Consider the following 18948-nt stretch of genomic DNA (forward strand, 5'->3'; position numbering starts at 1 on the left):
GGCAGCCCCACCACAAACCTCACTCACTACCGAGATGGATCAGGCACCTCTTCCCCCTCTTTCGACTCTTCCACGAACCGCTTGGGCAACATCACCTGCTGTGGATAAGTCTGCGCAAAGTGCACCGCCGGGTGGTTATCCACAAGCTTCTTCAACTGCTGGTTGAACGCTCGGCTCACCGCATATTGCCCACCCGACACGGTGCGGAACTGCGCCGTGAGCACCACGCCGTTGAGGTCCATCTTGTCCACGCCGAACACATCCAGCGGCCCTTGCAGGTTGAACTTGAGGAACGGGTCTTCGGCGATCGAACGCCCGGCTTCGCGAATCAGCTCGATGGCCTGGTCGACATCGGTGTCATAAGTGAATTGCACGGAGAAAAACGCAAAGGCGAATTGCCGGGACTGGTTGGTCACCGCCTTGATCTGGCCGAACGGCACCGAGTGCACGAAACCCTTGCCGTCACGCAGGCGCAGGGTGCGGATGGTCAGGCCTTCGACAGTGCCGGCGTGGCCGGAGCTGAGCACCACCCAGTCGCCGATGGACAGCGTGTCTTCAATGATGATGAACAGCCCAGTGATCACGTCCTGCACCAGTTGCTGCGAACCGAAACCGATCGCCAGCCCCACCACCCCGGCACCGGCCAGCAACGGTGCGACATTGATCCCCAGGTTGGCCATGGTGGTGATTGCGCAAATCACCACCAGAATGATTTTCGCCGCGTTGCGCAACAGCGGCAGGATGGTCTTGACCCGGGTGCTGGGCTGGCGGGCCCCGCGCTTGTTCAGCGGCGGCTTCAAGGCTTCCTGGATCGCGGTGTCGAGCACCACCCACGTGAGCCAGGTCATCAGGAAAATCAGGCCGATGCGGCTCAAGGAATCGCTGATCGCCCGGCCTATGGCATTGCGCGAGGCGAACTCGAACAAGGAAATGCCCCAGATCCGTCCGAGGACTTCAATGAATGCCACCGCCATGACGATCCGCAACAAAGCGTGTAACAGGCTCAACAGTCGCCCTTTGTAGGCGCTGTTGTGCTGGATGGCCTCGGCCTTGGGCGACTTGAAGACATGCTGGAGCACCGTGCTGAGAAACACCGTGGCGATCAGCAAGATAGTGGTGAACAGCGCGCAACGCAGGGCTTTCTGGTTGTCCTCGCCGACACCGATCAGGCTCACCGCCGACACCAGCACCATCAACAGGATCGGCCAATACCAGAGCCCGGAGAAAATCCGCAGCGACTCCTGCAAGGCCGGTTGTTTCAAGCGCTGGGCCAGAGGGCGGTTGCGGATCAGGTGCGCCACCGGGCGGCGCATGCGGATCACCAGCCAGCCAAAGATCATCGACGCCGACAACCCAGTGAACACCGCGACGCTGCTGGTGATGTTGCCGCCCAGTTGCCGGGCGATTTGCGGGCTGGTCAGGGCATCGCTGAGGGCGGCGAGAAAGCCGATCAGGAACAATGGTCGGGGGCTGAAACGCCGGATCATCGCCACCGCCCGGCGTTTGTGGCCGGCGTTGAACATCACGATCACGCACAGCAATACCGAGGTGGAGAAAATACCGCTGCTGGTAGCGTAGGCGAAGCACAACGCCAGGGCGCGACCGACCGAGACTTGCAGAAAGTGACTGACATAGAGGGTCAGCGGCAGGCAGATCAATGCCCCAGCGGTGTACGGCAACAGATAACCGAGCAGATCGCGCACGCGCCGGCGGGTGCGCAGCCAGCGCCGGTGGCCCAGATGTCGCAACAACAACCGCGCCGCGGACCAGATCAGCGCAAACGCGCCGATCCAGACACTGGACAACAACAGGAAATCCCCCGCCACGCGCCAAGACGAACGGGACGTCTGGTCCACCAGCCGGTCCACCTCGTCCGCCGCCCGGTCCGCCCGCAGGCGCCAGGCATCCACCAGGCTTTGGTTTAGATCGAGTTTGTCCTGGACGTCGTCGATGCTCGAACTGATGGCCCCTAATAAACCGCCCTGCACCAGCGGCGCAGGTTCGGCGGGCGGTTCATCGGGCTTGGTGGTGCCAGGGACAGCGGCGGTCCCGTAGGCGCTGGTGCCGGTCAGCGCCAGCAAGAACAGCAGCAATACAGTGCTCAATCGAGACAAAACGCGAGGCTCCTTCACACGGGATCGGTAAGGAACTGATCAATATTGGGCCGGCAAGTTCGCTCGCAAGGTCAATACAAAACCTTTTGGTTCTCTGCCGCCGGGCATCCCATCGAAACTTTCCAGGCCGCGCGACAGTCATCAAAAGACACAGGCGGTACGAGGTCATTGGCACGGGAGGGATACATGACGGCGATCCACATTGGTATTTCCGGCTGGCGCTACACGCCTTGGCGGGGGGATTTCTACCCCAAGGGGCTGACCCAGAAACGGGAACTGCAATTTGCCTCGCGAGCGGTCAACAGTATCGAAATCAATGGATCGTTCTACGCCCTGCAACGCCCCGAACGGTATGCCCAGTGGTATGCCGAGACGCCGCCCGGCTTCGTGTTCAGCATCAAGGCCCCGCGCTTCATCACCCACATCAAGCGCCTGCGGGACATCCACAAGCCTTTGGCCAACTTCTTCGCCTCCGGCGTGCTGGAGCTCAAGGAGAAATTGGGGGCAATCCTCTGGCAGTTTCCACCCAGCTTCAAGTTCGACCCCGAGCTGTTCGAAGACTTCCTCAAGCAATTGCCCCACGACACCGAAGGCGCCGCCGCCCTGGCCCGAGAGCATGAGCCGCGCCTGGATGGCCACGCCAGCACCACGACTGACAAAAAGCGCCCACTGCGCCATGCCGTGGAAATTCGTCATGAGAGTTTCATCGACCCGCACTTCATCACGTTGCTCAAGCGCTACGACGTGGCCCTGGTGATCGCCGACACGGCCGGCAAATGGCCCTATCGCGAAGACGTCACCAGCGATTTCGTCTACCTGCGCCTGCACGGCGCCGAGGAGCTGTACGCCAGCGGCTACACCGACGAGGCGTTGAAGCGCTGGGGCGATCGGATCGAGGCCTGGAGCCACGGCAAGCAGCCGAGCGACGCGCACCTGATCGACCCGGACAAGAAACCCCGGGCACGCAAGAGCCGGGAAGTATTCTGCTATTTCGACAACGACATCAAAGTCCGCGCGCCCTACGACGCACGCCATTTGCTGGAACGTTTCCATCTGGACAAGGACCTCGCCACCGCGCCCGGCCAGCGACCGGCCGAAGGGGTGTTGCCATGAACCGTCCGCAAACCAGCGAAGCGACCTGCGAGCCGACCCAGCAAGGGGCTCAGGATCTCGACAAGGTCAGCCGTTTCACCGTGCTGACCGTCAACACCCACAAGGGCTTCACCGCCCTGAACCGGCGCTTCATCCTGCCGGAGCTGCGCGAAGCGGTGCGCAGTGTGTCCGCCGACGTGGTATTCCTGCAGGAAGTCCATGGCACCCACGAACACCATCCCCGACGCTACAGCAACTGGCCGAGCATGCCGCAATACGAATTCCTCGCCGACACCCTCTGGCCACAGTTCGCCTATGGACGCAACGCGGTGTACCCGGCAGGCGACCATGGCAATGCGTTGTTGTCGAAATTCCAGATCATCCGCCACGACAACCTGGACGTGTCCATCAGCGGCCATGAAAACCGCGGCATGCTCCACAGCGTGCTGCGCCTGCCGGGCGATGGGCCGGATGTGCATGCCATCTGCGTCCACTTGGGACTGCGCGAGGGTCATCGTGTCGAGCAACTCAAGCTGCTTTGCCAACGCTTGAGCGAACTGCCGCCCGACGCACCGGTTATCGTTGCCGGCGATTTCAACGATTGGCGCGGCAAAGCCAGTGAATTGCTCGAACCCTGCGGCCTGCGGGAAGTGTTCGCCGAACATTGCGGCAAGCCGGCCCGCAGCTTTCCGGCGCGCCTGCCGGTCCTGCGCCTGGACCGCATCTACGTGCGCAACCTCAAGGCCCGTCATCCCAAGGTGTTGAACGTACGACCCTGGTCGCACCTTTCCGACCATGCACCGCTGTCGGTGGAGATCGAATTATGAGCGCGACGATGGACAAGGCAACGGTGGAACAGGTCGACACGACGCCCGCCGAACGCAACCCGGCACTGGCCGATATCGAATACGGCTGGCACGGCAACAATCGCGTCACGCTGCTGGAAAACGGCGAGGCGTATTTCCCCAGGGTCTTCGAGGCCATTCGCCGGGCCGAAACAGAAATCCTGCTTGAGACCTTCATTCTGTTCGAGGACAAGGTCGGCTACGAACTGCGGGACCTGCTGGTGGAAGCCGCCCAGCGTGGCGTGCGCATCACCGTCAGCCTCGATGGCTTCGGCTGCGGTGAGTTGACCACCGCTTTCCTGGCCTCGTTGAGCGACGCCGGGGTGCGCTTGCAGATGTTCGACCCGGCACCCCGGCACCTGGGGATCCGCACCAACTGGTTCCGCCGCCTGCACCGCAAGATCGTGGTGGTGGACGGGGTGATTGCGTTCATCGGCGGGATCAACTTTTCCGCCGACCACCTGGGGGATTTCGGCCCCGAGGCCAAGCAGGATTACTCCGTGGAGGTCAAAGGCCCGGCGGTGGTGGATATCCATCACTTCGCGCTATTGCAGAGCGGCCGGCCCGCCCGGGCCAAATACTGGTGGCAACGCCGCCGTAGCCGTCGCAACGAACTGGCCTTCAGCGACCATGATGGCCAGGTGCGCCTGGTCTACCGGGATAACCACGAGCATCAGACCGACATCGAAGAGGTCTACCTGCAAGTGCTGCGCAGCGCTCAGCGGCGGGTGGTGATCGCCAATGCGTATTTCTTCCCCGGCTACCGGTTGCTGCGCGAGATCCGCAACGCCGCCCGGCGCGGCGTGGAGGTGCGGCTGATCCTGCAAGGGCAACCGGACATGATGATCGCCAAGCTCGCGGCTCGGATGCTCTACAGCTACCTGCTCAAGGCCGGCGTGGTGATCTACGAATACTGCGAGCGGCCGCTGCACGGCAAAGTCGCCTTGGTGGATGAAGACTGGAGCACGGTGGGTTCAAGCAACCTCGACCCGCTGAGCCTGTCGCTGAACCTGGAAGCCAACGTGCTGATCCGCGATCGGACGTTCAACCGCGAGCTGTTCGAGCGCCTCGACTACCTGAGCCGCGAACACTGCACGGTCATGCCCGAAAACCATGCGCCGCGGGGTCTGCTGTGGCGCATGACCATCGGTTTCATGGTGTTCCACTTTTTGCGCCACTTCCCGGCCTGGGCCGGCTGGCTGCCGGCCCATAAACCGCGTCTGAAACCTTTTTCACCGCCGACGGCGGTCCGGAGCGAACCCCATGAACCACTCTGAAGCGCAGACCGCGCCGAGAGATGCCCATGCGCCGGAACAGGCCAAGCCCAAATCCCGTTGGAGCCGTTGGAAAAGACCGCTGACCCTGGCGTTTTTCCTGCTGTTGATCGTGCTCTTCACCGCCCTGGCACGGCGCATCGATTGGTCCGAGGTGTTCGCCACCCTGGCAGATTTCAAGGTGCGCACCTTGATCATCGCCGCTGCGCTGACCATCACCAGCTTCATCACCTATGCCTGCTTCGATCTGATCGGGCGCACCTACATCCGCCAGAAACTCGGTTGGCGGCAGATTTTGCCGGTGGGGGTGATCAGTTATGCCTTCAATCTCAACCTCAGCGCCTGGGTAGGCGGTATCGCCATGCGCTACCGACTGTATTCGCGGCTGGGCGTCAGCAGCGGGAACATCGCCAAAATCCTCGGCCTGAGCCTGGCCACCAACTGGTTCGGCTACATGACCCTGGCCGGGGTGGTGTTCAGCAGCGGCCTGGTGACCATGCCGCCGGGCTGGAAACTCAGCAGCGGCGCGTTGCAAGGCGTGGGCGTGCTGTTGTTGCTGGCGAGTGCCGGATACCTGGTGGCCTGCCGGTTTTCCAAGCGTCGGGCCTGGACCGTGCGCGGCATGGAAATCAACCTGCCGTCGCTGCGCATGGCGGTGCTGCAACTGGCGTTGGGCGCGCTGAACTGGTCGCTGATGGCCGCGGTGATTTTCACCTTGCTGCCCAGCAAACTGGATTACCCGATGGTGCTCGGGGTGTTGCTGATCAGCAGCATTGCCGGGGTCATCACTCACATTCCGGCGGGGCTTGGGGTGCTGGAGGCGGTGTTCATTGCCCTGCTGCAACATGAGGTGTCGCGGGGCAGCCTGCTGGCGGGGCTGATCGCTTACCGGGCGATCTATTTCATCCTGCCGTTGCTGATTACCGTGGTGATGTATCTGGTGATCGAGGCGAAGGCCAAGGCGTTGCGAATCAAGCCTGGGGTCAAGCGCTGAGGTGCCACGCCTGGCCCCATCGCGAGCAAGCTCGCTCCCGCTCCCACAGGGGATGTGCATTGGACATGGGTTTGGCGTTCATCGCAGATCCAATGTAGGAGCGAACTTGCTCGCGAAGAGGCCCCCTCACATACCACACGATCACCGCGCCTGAATGATGCTCAACCGTTCTCCCACCACCATTTCCGTGATCCAGTCCACCAGGATCGAGGTGTAGGCCTGTTGTGACACGGGGTCGCTCAAGGCATGGTCGGCGCCATCGATGATGCGGTGGGTCAGCGAATGGGTCTGCTGGCACGCCGCGCGGTAGCTCATGATCGTGGCATGAGGCACATGATCGTCGGTCTCCGACTCCACCAGCAACACATCACCAGTGAACTGCGAACAGGCATGCAAGGCGCGGTTGGTGTCGGCGTGTACCAGGGTGCTGCGGTAGTCCAGCAGGTCGCTCTTGTCCAAGTCGCGCTTGGGCGTGTGCCATTGTTCGTCGCGGTACAGCGCCGGCACCCGCAGGGCTAGCCAGCGCACCGGGCGCAGCGACGTCAGGATCGACGCCAGGTATCCCCCGTAGCTGGTGCCGACCACGGCGATCGCCGAAGTGTCTAGGGCCGGATGGGCCAACAGGCGATCGTAGGCCGCCAACAAATCCCGCAAATTGTCTTCCCGAGTGACCCGGGACAAGGGAATTCCTGCCCCGCCGGTGTGCCCGCGCAAGTCGAACGTCAGACAGACACAACCCAGGCCAGCAATGCCCTTGGCCCGTTCCAGGTCGCGCTCCTGGCTGCCGCCCCAGCCGTGTACGAATAACACGCCAGGGACCTTCGATTTGGGGCTCAGGAAGGTCCCGTTCATCCGTTCGTCGTCGATCTCGATTTGAATGGTTTCACTTCTAGCCGTCATAAGATTGAACCGTTACGTATTTGAGAAGAAAGTCGCTGTTGTGGGCCTCGCCGCGATAAACCTCCTTGGCCCCGGCTGGCAGCGGTTGGTCGAGGTAGGTTTCCACCGAAGACACCCGCACCGCGCTGGTCTCAGGCGTTTCGACGAACACCTGCAACGCCGCCAGTTCGGCGCTGCTGGCCCCGCCCATGCGCCACGACTGCTCCAACACGCCGCCACGGGTCTGGCCGGCGGCATCCAGGCCCTGGGCAATGTCGTAATTACGCCGCGACGCAAAAAAGCTCGGGTAGGCCTGGTTGGCGGCGTCATCGAACACTTGCGCCAGCCGCACCGCCTCACGCACGTCATCAGGCAGTTCGAGCCTGAGCAACTCGATATAGCCGCCCTGCACCACCAGCAGGTCCGAACCGCCGTACACCTCCAGCCCTTCGCTGTCGTGGGTCAGGTGTTGCACGCCGCAATAGCTCAGGACCTGGCCGTTGATGAAGCTCTGGCCGACGCTCTGGGTCTTGACCTCGTTGAGGTGCTGTTCCAGCACCACGCCATCGCGAAACAGCGCCTGGGCGTCGGGCCCGGCGGCGACTTCATCGAACTGCGCCAGGCTCTTGATCAGCCGTTGGCCACGCCCAGCACAGGCATGAATCGGCTTGATGCGGATCGGCCCGGTGTAGAGCAAATGTTCGGCGGCCGGGCGGGCATCCTTGAGTGAAAAGACCGTCACGCCGTCCAGCACCGCGCCCCGGGTGAGCTTGGCAAACAGCGGTGACCAGCCTTTGGGCGCCACCGCGTCCTTATTCAACAGACCGTGGGTAATCGCCTTGGTGCAGATAAAATCATGCTCGACATACCCGCCCCACACATCCTCCGGCCCCTTCACCCCCAGGCGCATCAAGGTTTCGGTGCCGATCAGGGTTTGGGTGGGCAACAGATAAAGATCATGACCGGCCTGGGAATCATGACTGTCGCCGTACTCCCAACCCAGGATCTGCGCCAGCCATTGGGCCAGTGCACGGTTGGTCTCGACCTCGTGGCGAGGCGCTTGTGGGTTGACCGAATAGGCCACGACCCGTTTGTTGCGATTGACTGATGTCATGCGGTGCCCTTTTTCCTGCGCTCGATGGCTTTAGGTAAGGATAGGTGCAGAGATCAGGCCAATGATGTCATCGGCAAGGAAGGGTCAGCCAAGCGGGCGCCTTGTATGCAGTTGATAGCAACTGGCCTATTTCATTCTGCACGACACTCGCTTGGCATCCCGCAAATTGCACGATATTCAGCAGCAGACGCAGCCCCCTGTGGCGAGGGAGCTTGCTCCCTCTGGGGTGCGAAGCGCCCCCAAGGAACCCACACCGCAGTGTGTCAGTTGGGATGGTGGGGCTGCTGCGCAGCCCAGCGGGAGCAAGCTCCCTCGCCACAAAAGGTCCAGTGTCAGCCTTTGGGAATGCCCAGCGGGCTCACCCCAAACCTCGCCCGATAATCACTCGGCGCCAACCCGGTGATTTTCCTGAACGTCGCGCGAAAGGCACTGGGGTCTTGGTAGCCGACGGTCCAGGCAATGTGGTCGATGGTGCCATTGGTGAACTCCAGCATTTCCCGGGCCTTGCCGACCCGCAGGTGCTGGCAGTACTCGGTGGGCCTGAGCCCGGTGGCGGCACGGAACCGGCGCAGGAAGGTGCGCTCTTCCAGCCCGGCCCGTTCGGCCATCGCACCGAGTGAAACCTCCACCGCACCGTTGCTTTGCAACCAATGCTGGACCTTGAGAATCGCGGCATCGCCATGGCCGAGGATGGGCGCGAAGTTACTGCCGCACTGGCTCGCGCTGTCGCTGTGTTCGATCACCAGAAATTGCGCGGTGCGCGTGGCGATGCTGGGCCCGAGCAGGCGGTCCACCAGGCGCAGTCCCAGCTCCGACCAGGCCATCAGCCCGGCGGTGGTGATCAGGTCGCCATCGTCGACAATCGGTTTGTCGGCGTTGAGCTTGATCTTCGGGTAACGGGCGGCGAAATCCTTGGCCGATGTCCAATGGGTGGTAGCGCTGCGCCCATCGAGCAGGCCGCTTTCGGCCAACAGGATCGAGCCAACACACACACCGCCCAACACCGTGCCGCCCGCATGCTGCGCGCGCAGCCAATCCATCAGCGTCGGCGAGGCCAGGTCGTCATCGAAGCCGGCGAGAGACGGCGGGATCAGCAGCGCCACCAAATGGCCTGCCGGGCCGGTTTCGCTGTCGAACACCCGCCGCGGCGTCTCACCGTTGTCGGTCTGCCAGTGACTGACCCGCAACCGTGGCAATGGTGCACTGGCGTGCTCGGCCGCGATCCGCTGGGCCACGGCGAACAGATCGGTCAAGCCATGCACTGCCGCCATTTGCGCGCCGGGGTAGATGAGCACCCCAAGCTCGGCGACTGCCCTTTGCTGCGCCATTGTCAGTTTTCCCTCGCTTATTGTCGTTGCGGCCAATCCTCGAACCGGCGGTAAAGGCCAATACTGGCGCCCTACCCCACCTGATCAAGGAAGCCCTCATGTCCAAGCAAGCGCTCATCGTAGTCGATATCCAGAACGACTACTTCCCCCAGGGCAAATGGCCGTTGGTCGGTGCCCATGCCGCCGCCGATAACGCCGTACGGTTGATCGAAGCCTTTCGCCAGGCCGGCGACAGCGTGGTGCACATCCGCCACGAATTCACCTCCGACGACGCGCCCTTCTTCACCCCAGGCTCCGAAGGCGCACAGTTGCACCCCAAGGTGCTCAACCGCGCCGATGAACCGGTGGTCCTCAAGCACTTCGTCAATTCGTTTCGCGAAACCGAACTTCAAGCGGTCCTCGACCAGCAGGGCATCGAACAATTGGTGGTGGTCGGCAGCATGAGCCACATGTGCGTCGATGGCGTGGTGCGGGCGGCGGCGGATCTGGGCTACGGCGTCACAGTGATCCACGACGCCTGCGCCACCCTCGACCTGGAATTCAACGGCGTCGTCGTACCGGCTGCCCAGGTGCATGCGGCGTTCATGGCAGCGCTGGGGTTTGCCTACGCGAGTGTGGTGAGTACCGAGCAATTCCTGGCTGACCATCAATAAACACACGACGCTGTTAAAAAACCGCGCTTCATCCTCCAAGTGCGGTTTTTCCCCATCTGCTGCGCTTCGCGCGCCATCCCCTTCAGCTTCTCGCCGCTGCGCCCCTACTGTTTTACTAGGCGTACTTGAGGAACAACGATAAAAATAGCCGGGCATTTTTCCCAAGAGCCAGCCGTATGAAACGCAAACGCCCGCCGCGCCTGGTCGAATCCCCGTTCCCGACCGCTACATCAGCGCCACTGCACCCGCCCACGTGGGATTGCTCAAACGACGTATCCAGGCCGGGATACCTGGGCACGATGGTGTATGCCGTGGTGATACTGCTGACCTTGCCGGTCTACGGGCTGGCAGTGCTATCGACGAAGCTGTTTCATGTCGGACAAAACCTGTCGCCCATCCACACAAGAGTGATCGAGGACCCTCTGTCCATAGCGCTCATATTAATCAGCGCATTGGCGGCCGTCTGCGTGCTCAACTGGCTGGCATCCGAACCTAAGGTGCTCGGCTTCTGCTTTGACGAACGCCAGCAACGCCTCACCTTCACCCAACGCCGCCCTGCCCGGCAAACCACCGACGAATGCGTGCCGTACAGCGACATCCATTACATCAAGCCTTACAAAACGACCGCTTCCGCCAACATCTGTCACTTTGTGGTGGGCTTCGCCGGGGGCAATGGCAAGGCCACCGCACTTCGGGTAGGGGTGGATCTGACGGATCAGGACATGGCGTTTCATGCCGCGTGGTTGAGTCAGTCGATTGGCGAGAGGATGCAGGAGGTATTGGATCTGGATCTGTGAGCAAGGCCGGAGTTGCCAGTGTCCCCAAAGTCACGAATCGGTTTGCGCCAGACAAATAAAAAGCCCCAAGTGCTGAGCGCTTGGGGCTTTCGTGTCTACCTGCGTATTGCGCTCAGGCGAGGATCAGAACGGAATATCGTCATCGAAGCTGTCGAAATCCGGAGCCGGTTGCGGCGCGGCCTGTTGTGGGGCCGGACGCTCACGTTGCGGCTGTGGCGCCGACTGTGGACGAGGCGCCTGCTGACGCGGGGCCGGAGCCGACTGCTGGTAGTTGTTGCCACCTTGTTGCTGGTCGCCCTGTGGACGGCCACCCAGCAATTGCATGGTGCCTTGCATGTCGACCACGATTTCGGTGGTGTAGCGCTTGATGCCGTCTTTTTCCCACTCGCGGGTCTGCAGCTTGCCTTCGATGTACACCTGCGAACCCTTGCGCAGGTATTCGCCGGCGATCTCGGCCACCTTGCCGAACATCGACACGCGGTGCCATTCGGTCTTCTCGACCTTCTGGCCGGTCTGCTTGTCGGTCCACTGTTCGCTGGTCGCCAGACTCAGGTTGGTCACGGCGTTGCCGTTCGGCAGGTAGCGAACTTCGGGATCCTGGCCGCAAGTACCGACCAATATGACTTTGTTAACCCCACGGGCCATAACGTTCTCCTAGGCTTCGCACGTGGTCGGGGCCGGGTTGTTCACCAGGCGCTCGAGCGTCGCGCGATCCAATAATTCGGTGTCGAGTTTGATATACACGGCCGCCTCGTCGGCGACCACCACTGCATCGGTTACTCCAACGACGGCCTTCAGACGCTCGGTCAGGCCAGCCTCACGAATCGCCTCGGGCGATAAGGGCAAGCGCAGGCTCGTCACATAGGGAGGTTCGCGCATGGTAACAGCAAAAAGCAGCCAAAGTGCAGCCAGCGCGGCGCATCCCAGGAACACAACCGACAAACCGCCATGCTGGAACAGCCAGCCGCCGAGGATCCCGCCCAACGCCGAACCCAGGAATTGGCTGGTGGAGTAGACCCCCATCGCCGTGCCCTTGCCGCCCGCCGGCGAAACCTTGCTGATCAGCGACGGCAACGAAGCTTCCAGCAGATTGAACGCGGTGAAGAACACCACCGTGCCGATCACCAGGGCCCGCAAGCTATCGCCGAACTGCCAGAAGAATAGCTCAGTGAGCATCAGCGTCACGACGGCGCCGAGCAAAACTCGTTTCATTTTGCGTCGTTTTTCGCCATAGATGATGAACGGGATCATGGCGAAGAACGAGATCAGCAACGCGGTCAGGTAGACCCACCAGTGCTGTTCCTTGGGCAGGCCGGCCTTCTCGACCAGGGCCAGCGGCAAGGCCACGAAGCTGGACATCAGCATGGCGTGGAGCACGAAGATACCCAGGTCCAGGCGCAACAGGTCCGGGTGCTTGAGCGTCGGGATCAATGCCTGGCGCGCCACCCCGGATTCCCGGTGCTGCAACGGCCCGGTGGCACCTGGCACCATGAAGGCCACGATCAGAATCCCAACCAACGCCATGGCACCGGTCGCCAGGAACAGGCCCGACAAACCAAAGGCCCGGGTCAGCAAGGGACCGACCACCATGGCCACGGCGAACGACAGACCGATGGTCATGCCGATCATGGCCATGGCCTTGGTCCGATGCTGTTCGCGGGTCAAGTCCGACAGCAGCGCCATGACGGCCGCGGAAATGGCCCCGGCCCCCTGCAGGATGCGTCCGGCGATCACGCCCCAGATCGAGTCGGCATTGGCCGCCAGCACGCTGCCGAGGGCGAAGACGATCAGCCCCAGGTAGATAACCGGACGCCGGCCGATGCGGTCGGAAATAATCCCGAACGGGATCTGGAAGATCGCCTGGGTCAGGCCATAAGCGCCAATCGCCAGGCCGATGAGGGCCGGGGTGGCGCCTGCCAGGTCCATGCCATAGGTCGCCAGCACCGGCAACACCATGAACATGCCCAGCATACGGAAGGCGAACACTAGGGCCAGACCGCTTGCTGCGCGTGTCTCGCCACGACTCATGCGTTCGCTGTGGGGATCTTGCATGGAAAAACCTCATGTGAACCGGCGGCGATTCTACCAGTCCCATCGATTGAGAGGGTATATGGCGACCGTTTGCCGCGCAGTCTTCATGTATGGCTGCAATCGCGTCGCCAATAGTGTGCATCCATCCAGTATTTGCCCGTATACTCCTACGTTTTCGACGCCCGCCGAGCGAGGCCACTTTGGACAAGATCCTGATTCGTGGGGCCCGTACCCACAACCTGAAGAACATCGACCTGACCCTGCCACGGGACAAGCTGATCGTCATCACCGGCCTGTCCGGATCCGGCAAATCATCCCTGGCTTTCGACACTCTGTACGCCGAAGGCCAGCGACGTTATGTCGAATCGCTGTCGGCCTATGCCCGGCAGTTCCTGTCGATGATGGAAAAACCCGACGTCGACACCATCGAAGGGCTGTCGCCGGCCATTTCCATCGAACAGAAGTCGACCTCCCATAACCCCCGGTCGACGGTCGGCACCATCACCGAGATCTACGACTACCTGCGCTTGCTGTATGCGCGGGTCGGCATTCCCCGCTGCCCCGACCACGACATTCCCCTGGAAGCCCAGACCGTCAGCCAGATGGTCGACCTGGTGCTGGCCCAGCCCGAAGGCAGCAAGCTGATGCTGCTGGCCCCGGTGGTTCGCGAACGCAAGGGCGAACACCTGATGGTGTTCGAAGAATTGCGCGCCCAAGGCTTCGTGCGGGCCCGGGTCAACGGCAAGCTGTGCGAGCTGGACGAACTGCCGAAGCTGGATAAACAGAAGAAGCATTCGATCGATGTGGTAGTCGACCGCTTCAAGGTCCGTGCCGACTTGCAGCAGCGGTTGGCCGAGTCCTTCGAGACCGCCCTGAAACTGGCCGACGGCATTGCCCTTGTGGCGCCGATGGACGATGAACCCGGCGAGGAGATCATTTTCTCCGCACGTTTTGCCTGCCCGATCTGCGGCCACGCCATCAGCGAGCTGGAACCCAAGCTGTTCTCCTTTAACAACCCGGCTGGCGCCTGCCCGACTTGCGACGGCCTGGGGGTCAAGCAGTTCTTCGACACCAAGCGCCTGGTCAATGGCGAGCTGACCCTGGCCGAAGGGGCGATTCGCGGCTGGGACAGGCGCAACGTCTATTACTTCCAGATGCTCGGTTCGCTGGCGGCCCATTACAAGTTCAGCCTGGACAAGCCGTTCAACGAATTGCCCGCCGACCAGCAGAAATTCATCCTGCACGGCAGCGGCTCGCAGAATGTCGACTTCAAATACCTCAACGACCGTGGCGATATCGTCAAGCGCTCCCACCCGTTCGAAGGTATCGTGCCGAACCTGGAGCGACGCTACCGCGAGACCGAATCGGCCAGCGTGCGCGAAGAACTGGCCAAGTTCCTCAGCACCCAGCCCTGCCCTGACTGCCGAGGCACTCGCCTGCGACGCGAGGCGCGGCATGTCTGGGTCGGCGAGAAGACGCTGCCGGCGGTGACCAACCTGCCGATTGGCGACGCTACCGATTACTTCGGCGGCCTGAAGCTCACCGGTCGTCGTGGCGAGATCGCCGACAAGATCCTCAAGGAAATCCGCGAACGCCTGCAGTTCCTGGTGAACGTCGGCCTGGACTACCTGACCCTCGATCGCAGCGCAGACACCTTGTCCGGCGGCGAAGCCCAGCGTATCCGCCTCGCCAGCCAGATCGGCGCCGGCCTGGTGGGGGTGATGTACATCCTCGACGAGCCGTCCATCGGCCTGCACCAGCGGGATAACGACCGGTTGCTCGGGACCCTGAAACACCTGCGGGACATCGGCAACACGGTGATCGTGGTCGAGCACGACGAGGACGCCATCCGCCTGGCGGACTACGTGGTGGACATCGGCCCGGGCGCGGGTGTCCATGGCGGGCATATCGTTGCCCAGGGTACTGCTGCAGAAGTCATGGCGCACCCTGACTCGCTGACTGGTAAGTACTTGTCGGGCCGGGTGAAGATCAAGGTTCCGGCCAAACGTACGCCGCGCAACAAGAAGCTGTCGCTGACTCTCAAGGGCGCCCGTGGCAACAACTTGCGCAACGTCGACCTGGAAATCCCGATCGGCTTGCTGACCTGCGTGACCGGCGTATCCGGCTCCGGCAAGTCGACGCTGATCAACAACACCCTGTTCCCCCTCAGCGCCACGGCCCTGAACGGCGCCACCACCCTGGAAGCGGCCGCTCACGACAGCATCAAGGGCCTGGAGCACCTGGACAAGGTGGTCGACATCGACCAGAGCCCGATCGGCCGCACGCCGCGCTCCAACCCGGCGACCTACACCGGGTTGTTCACGCCGATCCGCGAACTGTTCGCCGGCGTGCCGGAGTCCCGCTCACGGGGTTATGGCCCAGGACGCTTCTCGTTCAACGTCAAGGGCGGGCGCTGCGAGGCCTGCCAGGGCGATGGCCTGATCAAGGTGGAAATGCACTTCCTGCCCGACATCTATGTGCCGTGCGACGTCTGCAAGAGCAAGCGCTACAACCGCGAAACCCTGGAGATCAAATACAAGGGCAAGAACATCCACGAAACCCTCGAGATGACCATCGAAGAGGCCCGGGTGTTTTTCGATGCGGTGCCGGCCCTGGCGCGCAAGCTCCAGACCCTGATGGATGTCGGCCTGTCGTACATCAAGCTGGGGCAGTCGGCGACGACGTTGTCCGGCGGCGAAGCCCAGCGGGTCAAGTTGTCCCGCGAGCTGTCCAAGCGCGACACCGGCAAGACCCTGTACATCCTCGACGAGCCGACCACCGGCCTGCACTTCGCCGATATCCAGCAATTGCTCGACGTGCTGCATCGCCTTCGCGACCACGGCAACACCGTGGTGGTGATCGAACACAACCTGGACGTGATCAAGACAGCTGACTGGCTGGTGGACCTGGGGCCGGAAGGCGGTTCCAAGGGCGGCCAGATCATTGCCGTGGGCACGCCTGAACAAGTGGCCGAAATGAAGCAGTCCTACACCGGCTACTACCTCAAGCCGTTGCTGGAGCGTGATCGGGATTGACTTCACCCGAGCACGAAAAAGCCCCTGTCATCTCATCGATGGCAGGGGCTTTTGCTTTTCTTCTGTGGGAGCGAGCTTGCTCGCTCCCACAACTATCGCGATTAGAACTGCGATTGCAGGTAGTTCTCCAACCCGATCAGCTTGATCAGACCCAACTGCTTCTCGAGCCAGTAGGTATGGTCTTCTTCAGTGTCGTTGAGTTGGATACGCAGGATCTCGCGGGTCACATAGTCGTTGTGCTGCTCGCAAAGTTCGATGCCTTTGCAGAGGGCAGCGCGCACTTTGTATTCCAGGCGCAAGTCGGCGGCGAGCATATCGGGCACGGTGGTGCCGATGTCCAAGTCATCCGGACGCATCCGCGGCGTGCCTTCGAGCATCAGGATCCGGCGCATCAATGCATCGGCGTGCTGGGCTTCTTCTTCCATCTCATGGTTGATACGTTCGTAGAGCTCGGTGAAACCCCAGTCCTCGTACATCCGCGAGTGGATGAAATATTGATCACGGGCTGCCAGTTCGCCTGTCAGCAACGTGTTGAGGTAATCGATTACATCTGGGTGACCTTGCATCGCCCTACATCTCCACAAGCTTTGAAGGCTCTAGTTTGAACCAACCTGACGGAGAGGTCACTCGTTCATCGCAATAAAAGCGAAGAAAATCCGAGAAAACCGGGCTAAATAACGCAAAAACCGCCCAAATGAGGGCGGTTCTGCTTCTCGTTTAGACTTAGTTAAGCTGTACGCCCAACGCCTTTGCGATACCTTCTCCATAAGCGGCGTCCGCCCTGAAGAAATGCTGGAGCTGTCGGTCAACGACATCCGCCGATACAGCGGCCATCGCACCGGCGATATTGCTGATCAGCAACGCTTTCTGCTCGTCGCTCATCAAACGGAACAACGCACCGGCATGGCTGTAGTAGTCCGTGTCTTCGCGATGATCGTAACGATCCGCCGCGCCACTGAGGGCCAGGGCCGGCTCCGCATAACGCGGCGCCTGCTTCGGTGCCTCCACATAGCTGTTAGGCTCGTAGTTCGGTGCCGCCCCGCCATTGCTGCCAAACGCCATGGCACCGTCGCGCTGGTAAGTGTTGACCGGGCTACGTGGCGCATTCACCGGCAATTGCTGGTGATTGGTGCCCACACGGTAGCGGTGCGCATCGGCGTAGGCGAAGACACGGCCCTGCAGCATGCGATCCGGCGAGAGACCAACCCCTGGCACCATGTTGCTCGGGCCAAACGCCGCCTGCTCGACTTCAGCGAAGTAATTCAGCGGGTTGCGGTTGAGCTCGAGCACACCCACTTCGATCAACGGAAACTCTTTCTGCGACCAGGTCTTGGTCACGTCGAACGGATTCTCGTAATGGGCCGCGGCCTGGGCCTCGCTCATGATCTGGATGCAGACACGCCATCTCGGGAAGTCACCACGTTCAATAGCCTCGAACAGGTCGCGCTGGGCATAATCCGGGTCGGTACCCGCCAGGCGTGCCGCTTCTGCCGGCGCGAGGTTCTTGATGCCTTGCAGGGTCTTGTAGTGCCACTTCACCCAGTGCCGCTCACCCTGTGCGTTGATCAGGCTGTAGGTGTGGCTGCCGAAGCCGTGCATATGGCGGTAGCCATCCGGAATGCCACGGTCGGAAAACAGGATGGTGACCTGATGCAGCGCCTCGGGCGAATGCGACCAGAAATCCCACATCGCCTGGGCACTTTTCAGGTTGCTTTGCGGCAGACGCTTCTGGGTGTGGATAAAATCCGGAAATTTCAACGGATCACGGATAAAGAAGACCGGGGTGTTGTTGCCGACGATGTCCCAGTTGCCTTCCTCGGTGTAGAACTTCAGGGCGAACCCCCGCGGATCGCGTTCAGTGTCGGCCGAACCACGCTCGCCACCCACAGTGGAGAATCGCAGGAAGGTGGGCGTCTGCTTGCCGATCGACTCGAACAACTTGGCGCTGGTGTACTGGGTGATGTCCTGGGTGACGGTAAAGATGCCGTAGGCCCCCGACCCTTTGGCGTGCACGCGACGCTCGGGAATGTTCTCGCGGTTGAAGTGAGCAAGCTTTTCGATCAAATGAAAATCATCGAGCAGCAGCGGGCCGCGCGGGCCGGCGGAACGAGAGTTCTGGTTATCGGCGACAGGAGCGCCGCTGGCGGTCGTAAGCGTTTTGATCTGGCTCATGCTCAATCTTCCTAGGTCGGTCTTCAAACTGCCGGCTAATCGGCTGGAAAGGAGTATTGATCATGTTAGTGACAGTATCCAAATTCATTAAATCATGGACATCGATAGTCATTATCTAACGCTGAAGACTTGCCGATAGCCCAACCAGGCGAAACGGTCTTGGCACTTTTCAGCAGGCAACAAAAAACCGGGCACAAGGCCCGGTTTTTCGTTTGTTGCCGACTTACTCAGCGGATACAGCTTCACCGCTGGTAGCACGATCAACCAACTCGACGTACGCCATAGGCGCATTGTCGCCAGCGCGGAAACCGCACTTGAGGATGCGCAGGTAGCCACCCTCACGGGTAGCGTAACGCTTGCCCAGGTCGTTGAAGAGCTTACCAACGATAGCTTTCGAACGAGTACGGTCGAAAGCCAGACGGCGGTTAGCCAGGCTATCTGTCTTGGCCAGAGTGATCAGCGGCTCAGCAACGCGACGCAGTTCTTTGGCTTTCGGCAGTGTAGTTTTGATCAGCTCGTGCTCGAACAGCGAAACCGCCATGTTTTGGAACATGGCCTTGCGGTGCGAGCTGGTGCGGCTCAGGTGACGACCACTTTTACGATGACGCATGGTTCATTCC

General features: G+C 61.5%; 16 protein-coding genes. 7 read left to right on the forward strand and 9 right to left on the reverse strand.

Features of this window, described 5'->3' with window-relative positions; all coding sequences use genetic code 11:
- Positions 1-26 precede the first annotated feature (26 nt).
- Positions 27-2114, reverse strand: coding sequence for a mechanosensitive ion channel family protein (locus BT125_RS22460; protein ID WP_072410470.1), 2088 nt, complete (start codon positions 2112-2114; stop codon positions 27-29).
- Between the two features lie 186 nt (positions 2115-2300).
- Between BT125_RS22460 and BT125_RS22465 the strand changes: the two genes are divergently transcribed.
- From BT125_RS22465 to BT125_RS22480, 4 genes are read left to right on the forward strand one after another with little or no spacing between them, the layout of a single operon-like run.
- Positions 2301-3227: a DUF72 domain-containing protein gene (locus tag BT125_RS22465; RefSeq protein ID WP_072410472.1), complete on the forward strand. Its 927-nt coding sequence runs from the start codon at positions 2301-2303 to the stop codon at positions 3225-3227.
- Positions 3224-4033 (forward strand): endonuclease/exonuclease/phosphatase family protein, encoded by an 810-nt coding sequence (locus tag BT125_RS22470; protein WP_072410474.1) that lies wholly within the window; start codon positions 3224-3226, stop codon positions 4031-4033. The genes BT125_RS22465 and BT125_RS22470 overlap by 4 nt, the downstream gene beginning before the upstream one ends.
- Positions 4030-5328 (forward strand): cardiolipin synthase ClsB, encoded by a 1299-nt coding sequence (gene clsB, locus BT125_RS22475; protein WP_072410476.1) that lies wholly within the window; start codon positions 4030-4032, stop codon positions 5326-5328. Before BT125_RS22470 ends, clsB begins: the two co-directional genes overlap by 4 nt.
- The gene (locus tag BT125_RS22480; protein ID WP_072410478.1) at positions 5315-6319 is read left to right on the forward strand and encodes a lysylphosphatidylglycerol synthase domain-containing protein; all 1005 of its coding nucleotides are present in this window, start codon (positions 5315-5317) and stop codon (positions 6317-6319) included. Before clsB ends, BT125_RS22480 begins: the two co-directional genes overlap by 14 nt.
- A 141-nt stretch (positions 6320-6460) precedes the next feature.
- Here BT125_RS22480 and BT125_RS22485 read toward each other — a convergent pair whose 3' ends face one another.
- From BT125_RS22485 to BT125_RS22495, 3 genes are all read right to left on the reverse strand, one after another.
- Positions 6461-7219: an alpha/beta hydrolase family protein gene (locus tag BT125_RS22485; protein WP_072410480.1), complete on the reverse strand. Its 759-nt coding sequence runs from the start codon at positions 7217-7219 to the stop codon at positions 6461-6463.
- Positions 7209-8312, reverse strand: a complete 1104-nt coding sequence (locus tag BT125_RS22490) for a DUF3182 family protein (protein WP_072410482.1) — start codon at positions 8310-8312, stop codon at positions 7209-7211. The genes BT125_RS22485 and BT125_RS22490 overlap by 11 nt, the downstream gene beginning before the upstream one ends.
- Positions 8313-8644: 332 nt before the next feature.
- A complete protein-coding gene (locus tag BT125_RS22495) occupies positions 8645-9640 on the reverse strand; it encodes a GlxA family transcriptional regulator (protein WP_072410484.1) in 996 nt (331 codons plus the stop codon).
- Positions 9641-9738: 98 nt separating this feature from the next.
- Here BT125_RS22495 and BT125_RS22500 point away from each other — a divergent pair, with 98 nt between their 5' ends.
- Positions 9739-10293: a cysteine hydrolase family protein gene (locus tag BT125_RS22500; RefSeq protein ID WP_072410486.1), complete on the forward strand. Its 555-nt coding sequence runs from the start codon at positions 9739-9741 to the stop codon at positions 10291-10293.
- A gap of 176 nt (positions 10294-10469) precedes the next feature.
- Positions 10470-11090 carry a hypothetical protein gene (locus BT125_RS22505; protein WP_170866864.1) on the forward strand — a complete coding sequence of 207 codons (621 nt, stop codon included), beginning with the start codon at positions 10470-10472 and terminating at the stop codon, positions 11088-11090.
- A 123-nt stretch (positions 11091-11213) separates the two neighbouring features.
- Here BT125_RS22505 and BT125_RS22510 read toward each other — a convergent pair whose 3' ends face one another.
- A complete protein-coding gene (locus BT125_RS22510) occupies positions 11214-11735 on the reverse strand; it encodes a single-stranded DNA-binding protein (RefSeq protein WP_003206078.1) in 522 nt (173 codons plus the stop codon).
- A gap of 9 nt (positions 11736-11744) precedes the next feature.
- Positions 11745-13142 (reverse strand): MFS transporter, encoded by a 1398-nt coding sequence (locus BT125_RS22515; RefSeq protein WP_072410488.1) that lies wholly within the window; start codon positions 13140-13142, stop codon positions 11745-11747.
- A gap of 179 nt (positions 13143-13321) precedes the next feature.
- Here BT125_RS22515 and uvrA point away from each other — a divergent pair, with 179 nt between their 5' ends.
- Entirely contained in the window at positions 13322-16156 is a 2835-nt protein-coding gene (uvrA, locus tag BT125_RS22520) for an excinuclease ABC subunit UvrA (protein WP_072410491.1), read from the forward strand.
- A 101-nt stretch (positions 16157-16257) separates the two neighbouring features.
- On the opposite strand, the gene bfr is transcribed toward uvrA, so the two are convergent.
- The 3 genes from bfr to rplQ form a co-directional block, all read right to left on the reverse strand.
- Positions 16258-16722, reverse strand: coding sequence for a bacterioferritin (gene bfr / locus BT125_RS22525; RefSeq protein ID WP_025215751.1), 465 nt, complete (start codon positions 16720-16722; stop codon positions 16258-16260).
- Between the two features lie 157 nt (positions 16723-16879).
- Positions 16880-18328, reverse strand: coding sequence for a catalase (locus BT125_RS22530; RefSeq protein ID WP_072410521.1), 1449 nt, complete (start codon positions 18326-18328; stop codon positions 16880-16882).
- Between the two features lie 223 nt (positions 18329-18551).
- Positions 18552-18938, reverse strand: a complete 387-nt coding sequence (gene rplQ / locus BT125_RS22535; protein ID WP_003186009.1) for a 50S ribosomal protein L17 — start codon at positions 18936-18938, stop codon at positions 18552-18554.
- Positions 18939-18948 lie beyond the last annotated feature (10 nt).

The sequence above is a fragment of the Pseudomonas sp. NFACC04-2 genome (assembly GCF_900119265.1).
GTDB lineage: Bacteria > Pseudomonadota > Gammaproteobacteria > Pseudomonadales > Pseudomonadaceae > Aquipseudomonas > Aquipseudomonas fluorescens_AA.

What these genes read in the sequence shown, in the direction of transcription:
- BT125_RS22530 (WP_072410521.1), bottom strand. Translation starts at nt 18,328, where the DNA reads ATGAGCCAGATCAAAACGCTTACGACCGCCAGCGGCGCTCCTGTCGCC.
- BT125_RS22490 (WP_072410482.1), bottom strand. Translation starts at nt 8,312, where the DNA reads ATGACATCAGTCAATCGCAACAAACGGGTCGTGGCCTATTCGGTCAAC.
- rplQ (WP_003186009.1), bottom strand. Translation starts at nt 18,938, where the DNA reads ATGCGTCATCGTAAAAGTGGTCGTCACCTGAGCCGCACCAGCTCGCAC.
- clsB (WP_072410476.1), top strand. Translation starts at nt 4,030, where the DNA reads ATGAGCGCGACGATGGACAAGGCAACGGTGGAACAGGTCGACACGACG.
- BT125_RS22485 (WP_072410480.1), bottom strand. Translation starts at nt 7,219, where the DNA reads ATGACGGCTAGAAGTGAAACCATTCAAATCGAGATCGACGACGAACGG.
- BT125_RS22480 (WP_072410478.1), top strand. Translation starts at nt 5,315, where the DNA reads ATGAACCACTCTGAAGCGCAGACCGCGCCGAGAGATGCCCATGCGCCG.
- BT125_RS22495 (WP_072410484.1), bottom strand. Translation starts at nt 9,640, where the DNA reads ATGGCGCAGCAAAGGGCAGTCGCCGAGCTTGGGGTGCTCATCTACCCC.
- BT125_RS22500 (WP_072410486.1), top strand. Translation starts at nt 9,739, where the DNA reads ATGTCCAAGCAAGCGCTCATCGTAGTCGATATCCAGAACGACTACTTC.
- BT125_RS22505 (WP_170866864.1), top strand. Translation starts at nt 10,470, where the DNA reads ATGAAACGCAAACGCCCGCCGCGCCTGGTCGAATCCCCGTTCCCGACC.
- bfr (WP_025215751.1), bottom strand. Translation starts at nt 16,722, where the DNA reads ATGCAAGGTCACCCAGATGTAATCGATTACCTCAACACGTTGCTGACA.
- BT125_RS22515 (WP_072410488.1), bottom strand. Translation starts at nt 13,142, where the DNA reads ATGCAAGATCCCCACAGCGAACGCATGAGTCGTGGCGAGACACGCGCA.
- BT125_RS22465 (WP_072410472.1), top strand. Translation starts at nt 2,301, where the DNA reads ATGACGGCGATCCACATTGGTATTTCCGGCTGGCGCTACACGCCTTGG.
- BT125_RS22510 (WP_003206078.1), bottom strand. Translation starts at nt 11,735, where the DNA reads ATGGCCCGTGGGGTTAACAAAGTCATATTGGTCGGTACTTGCGGCCAG.
- BT125_RS22470 (WP_072410474.1), top strand. Translation starts at nt 3,224, where the DNA reads ATGAACCGTCCGCAAACCAGCGAAGCGACCTGCGAGCCGACCCAGCAA.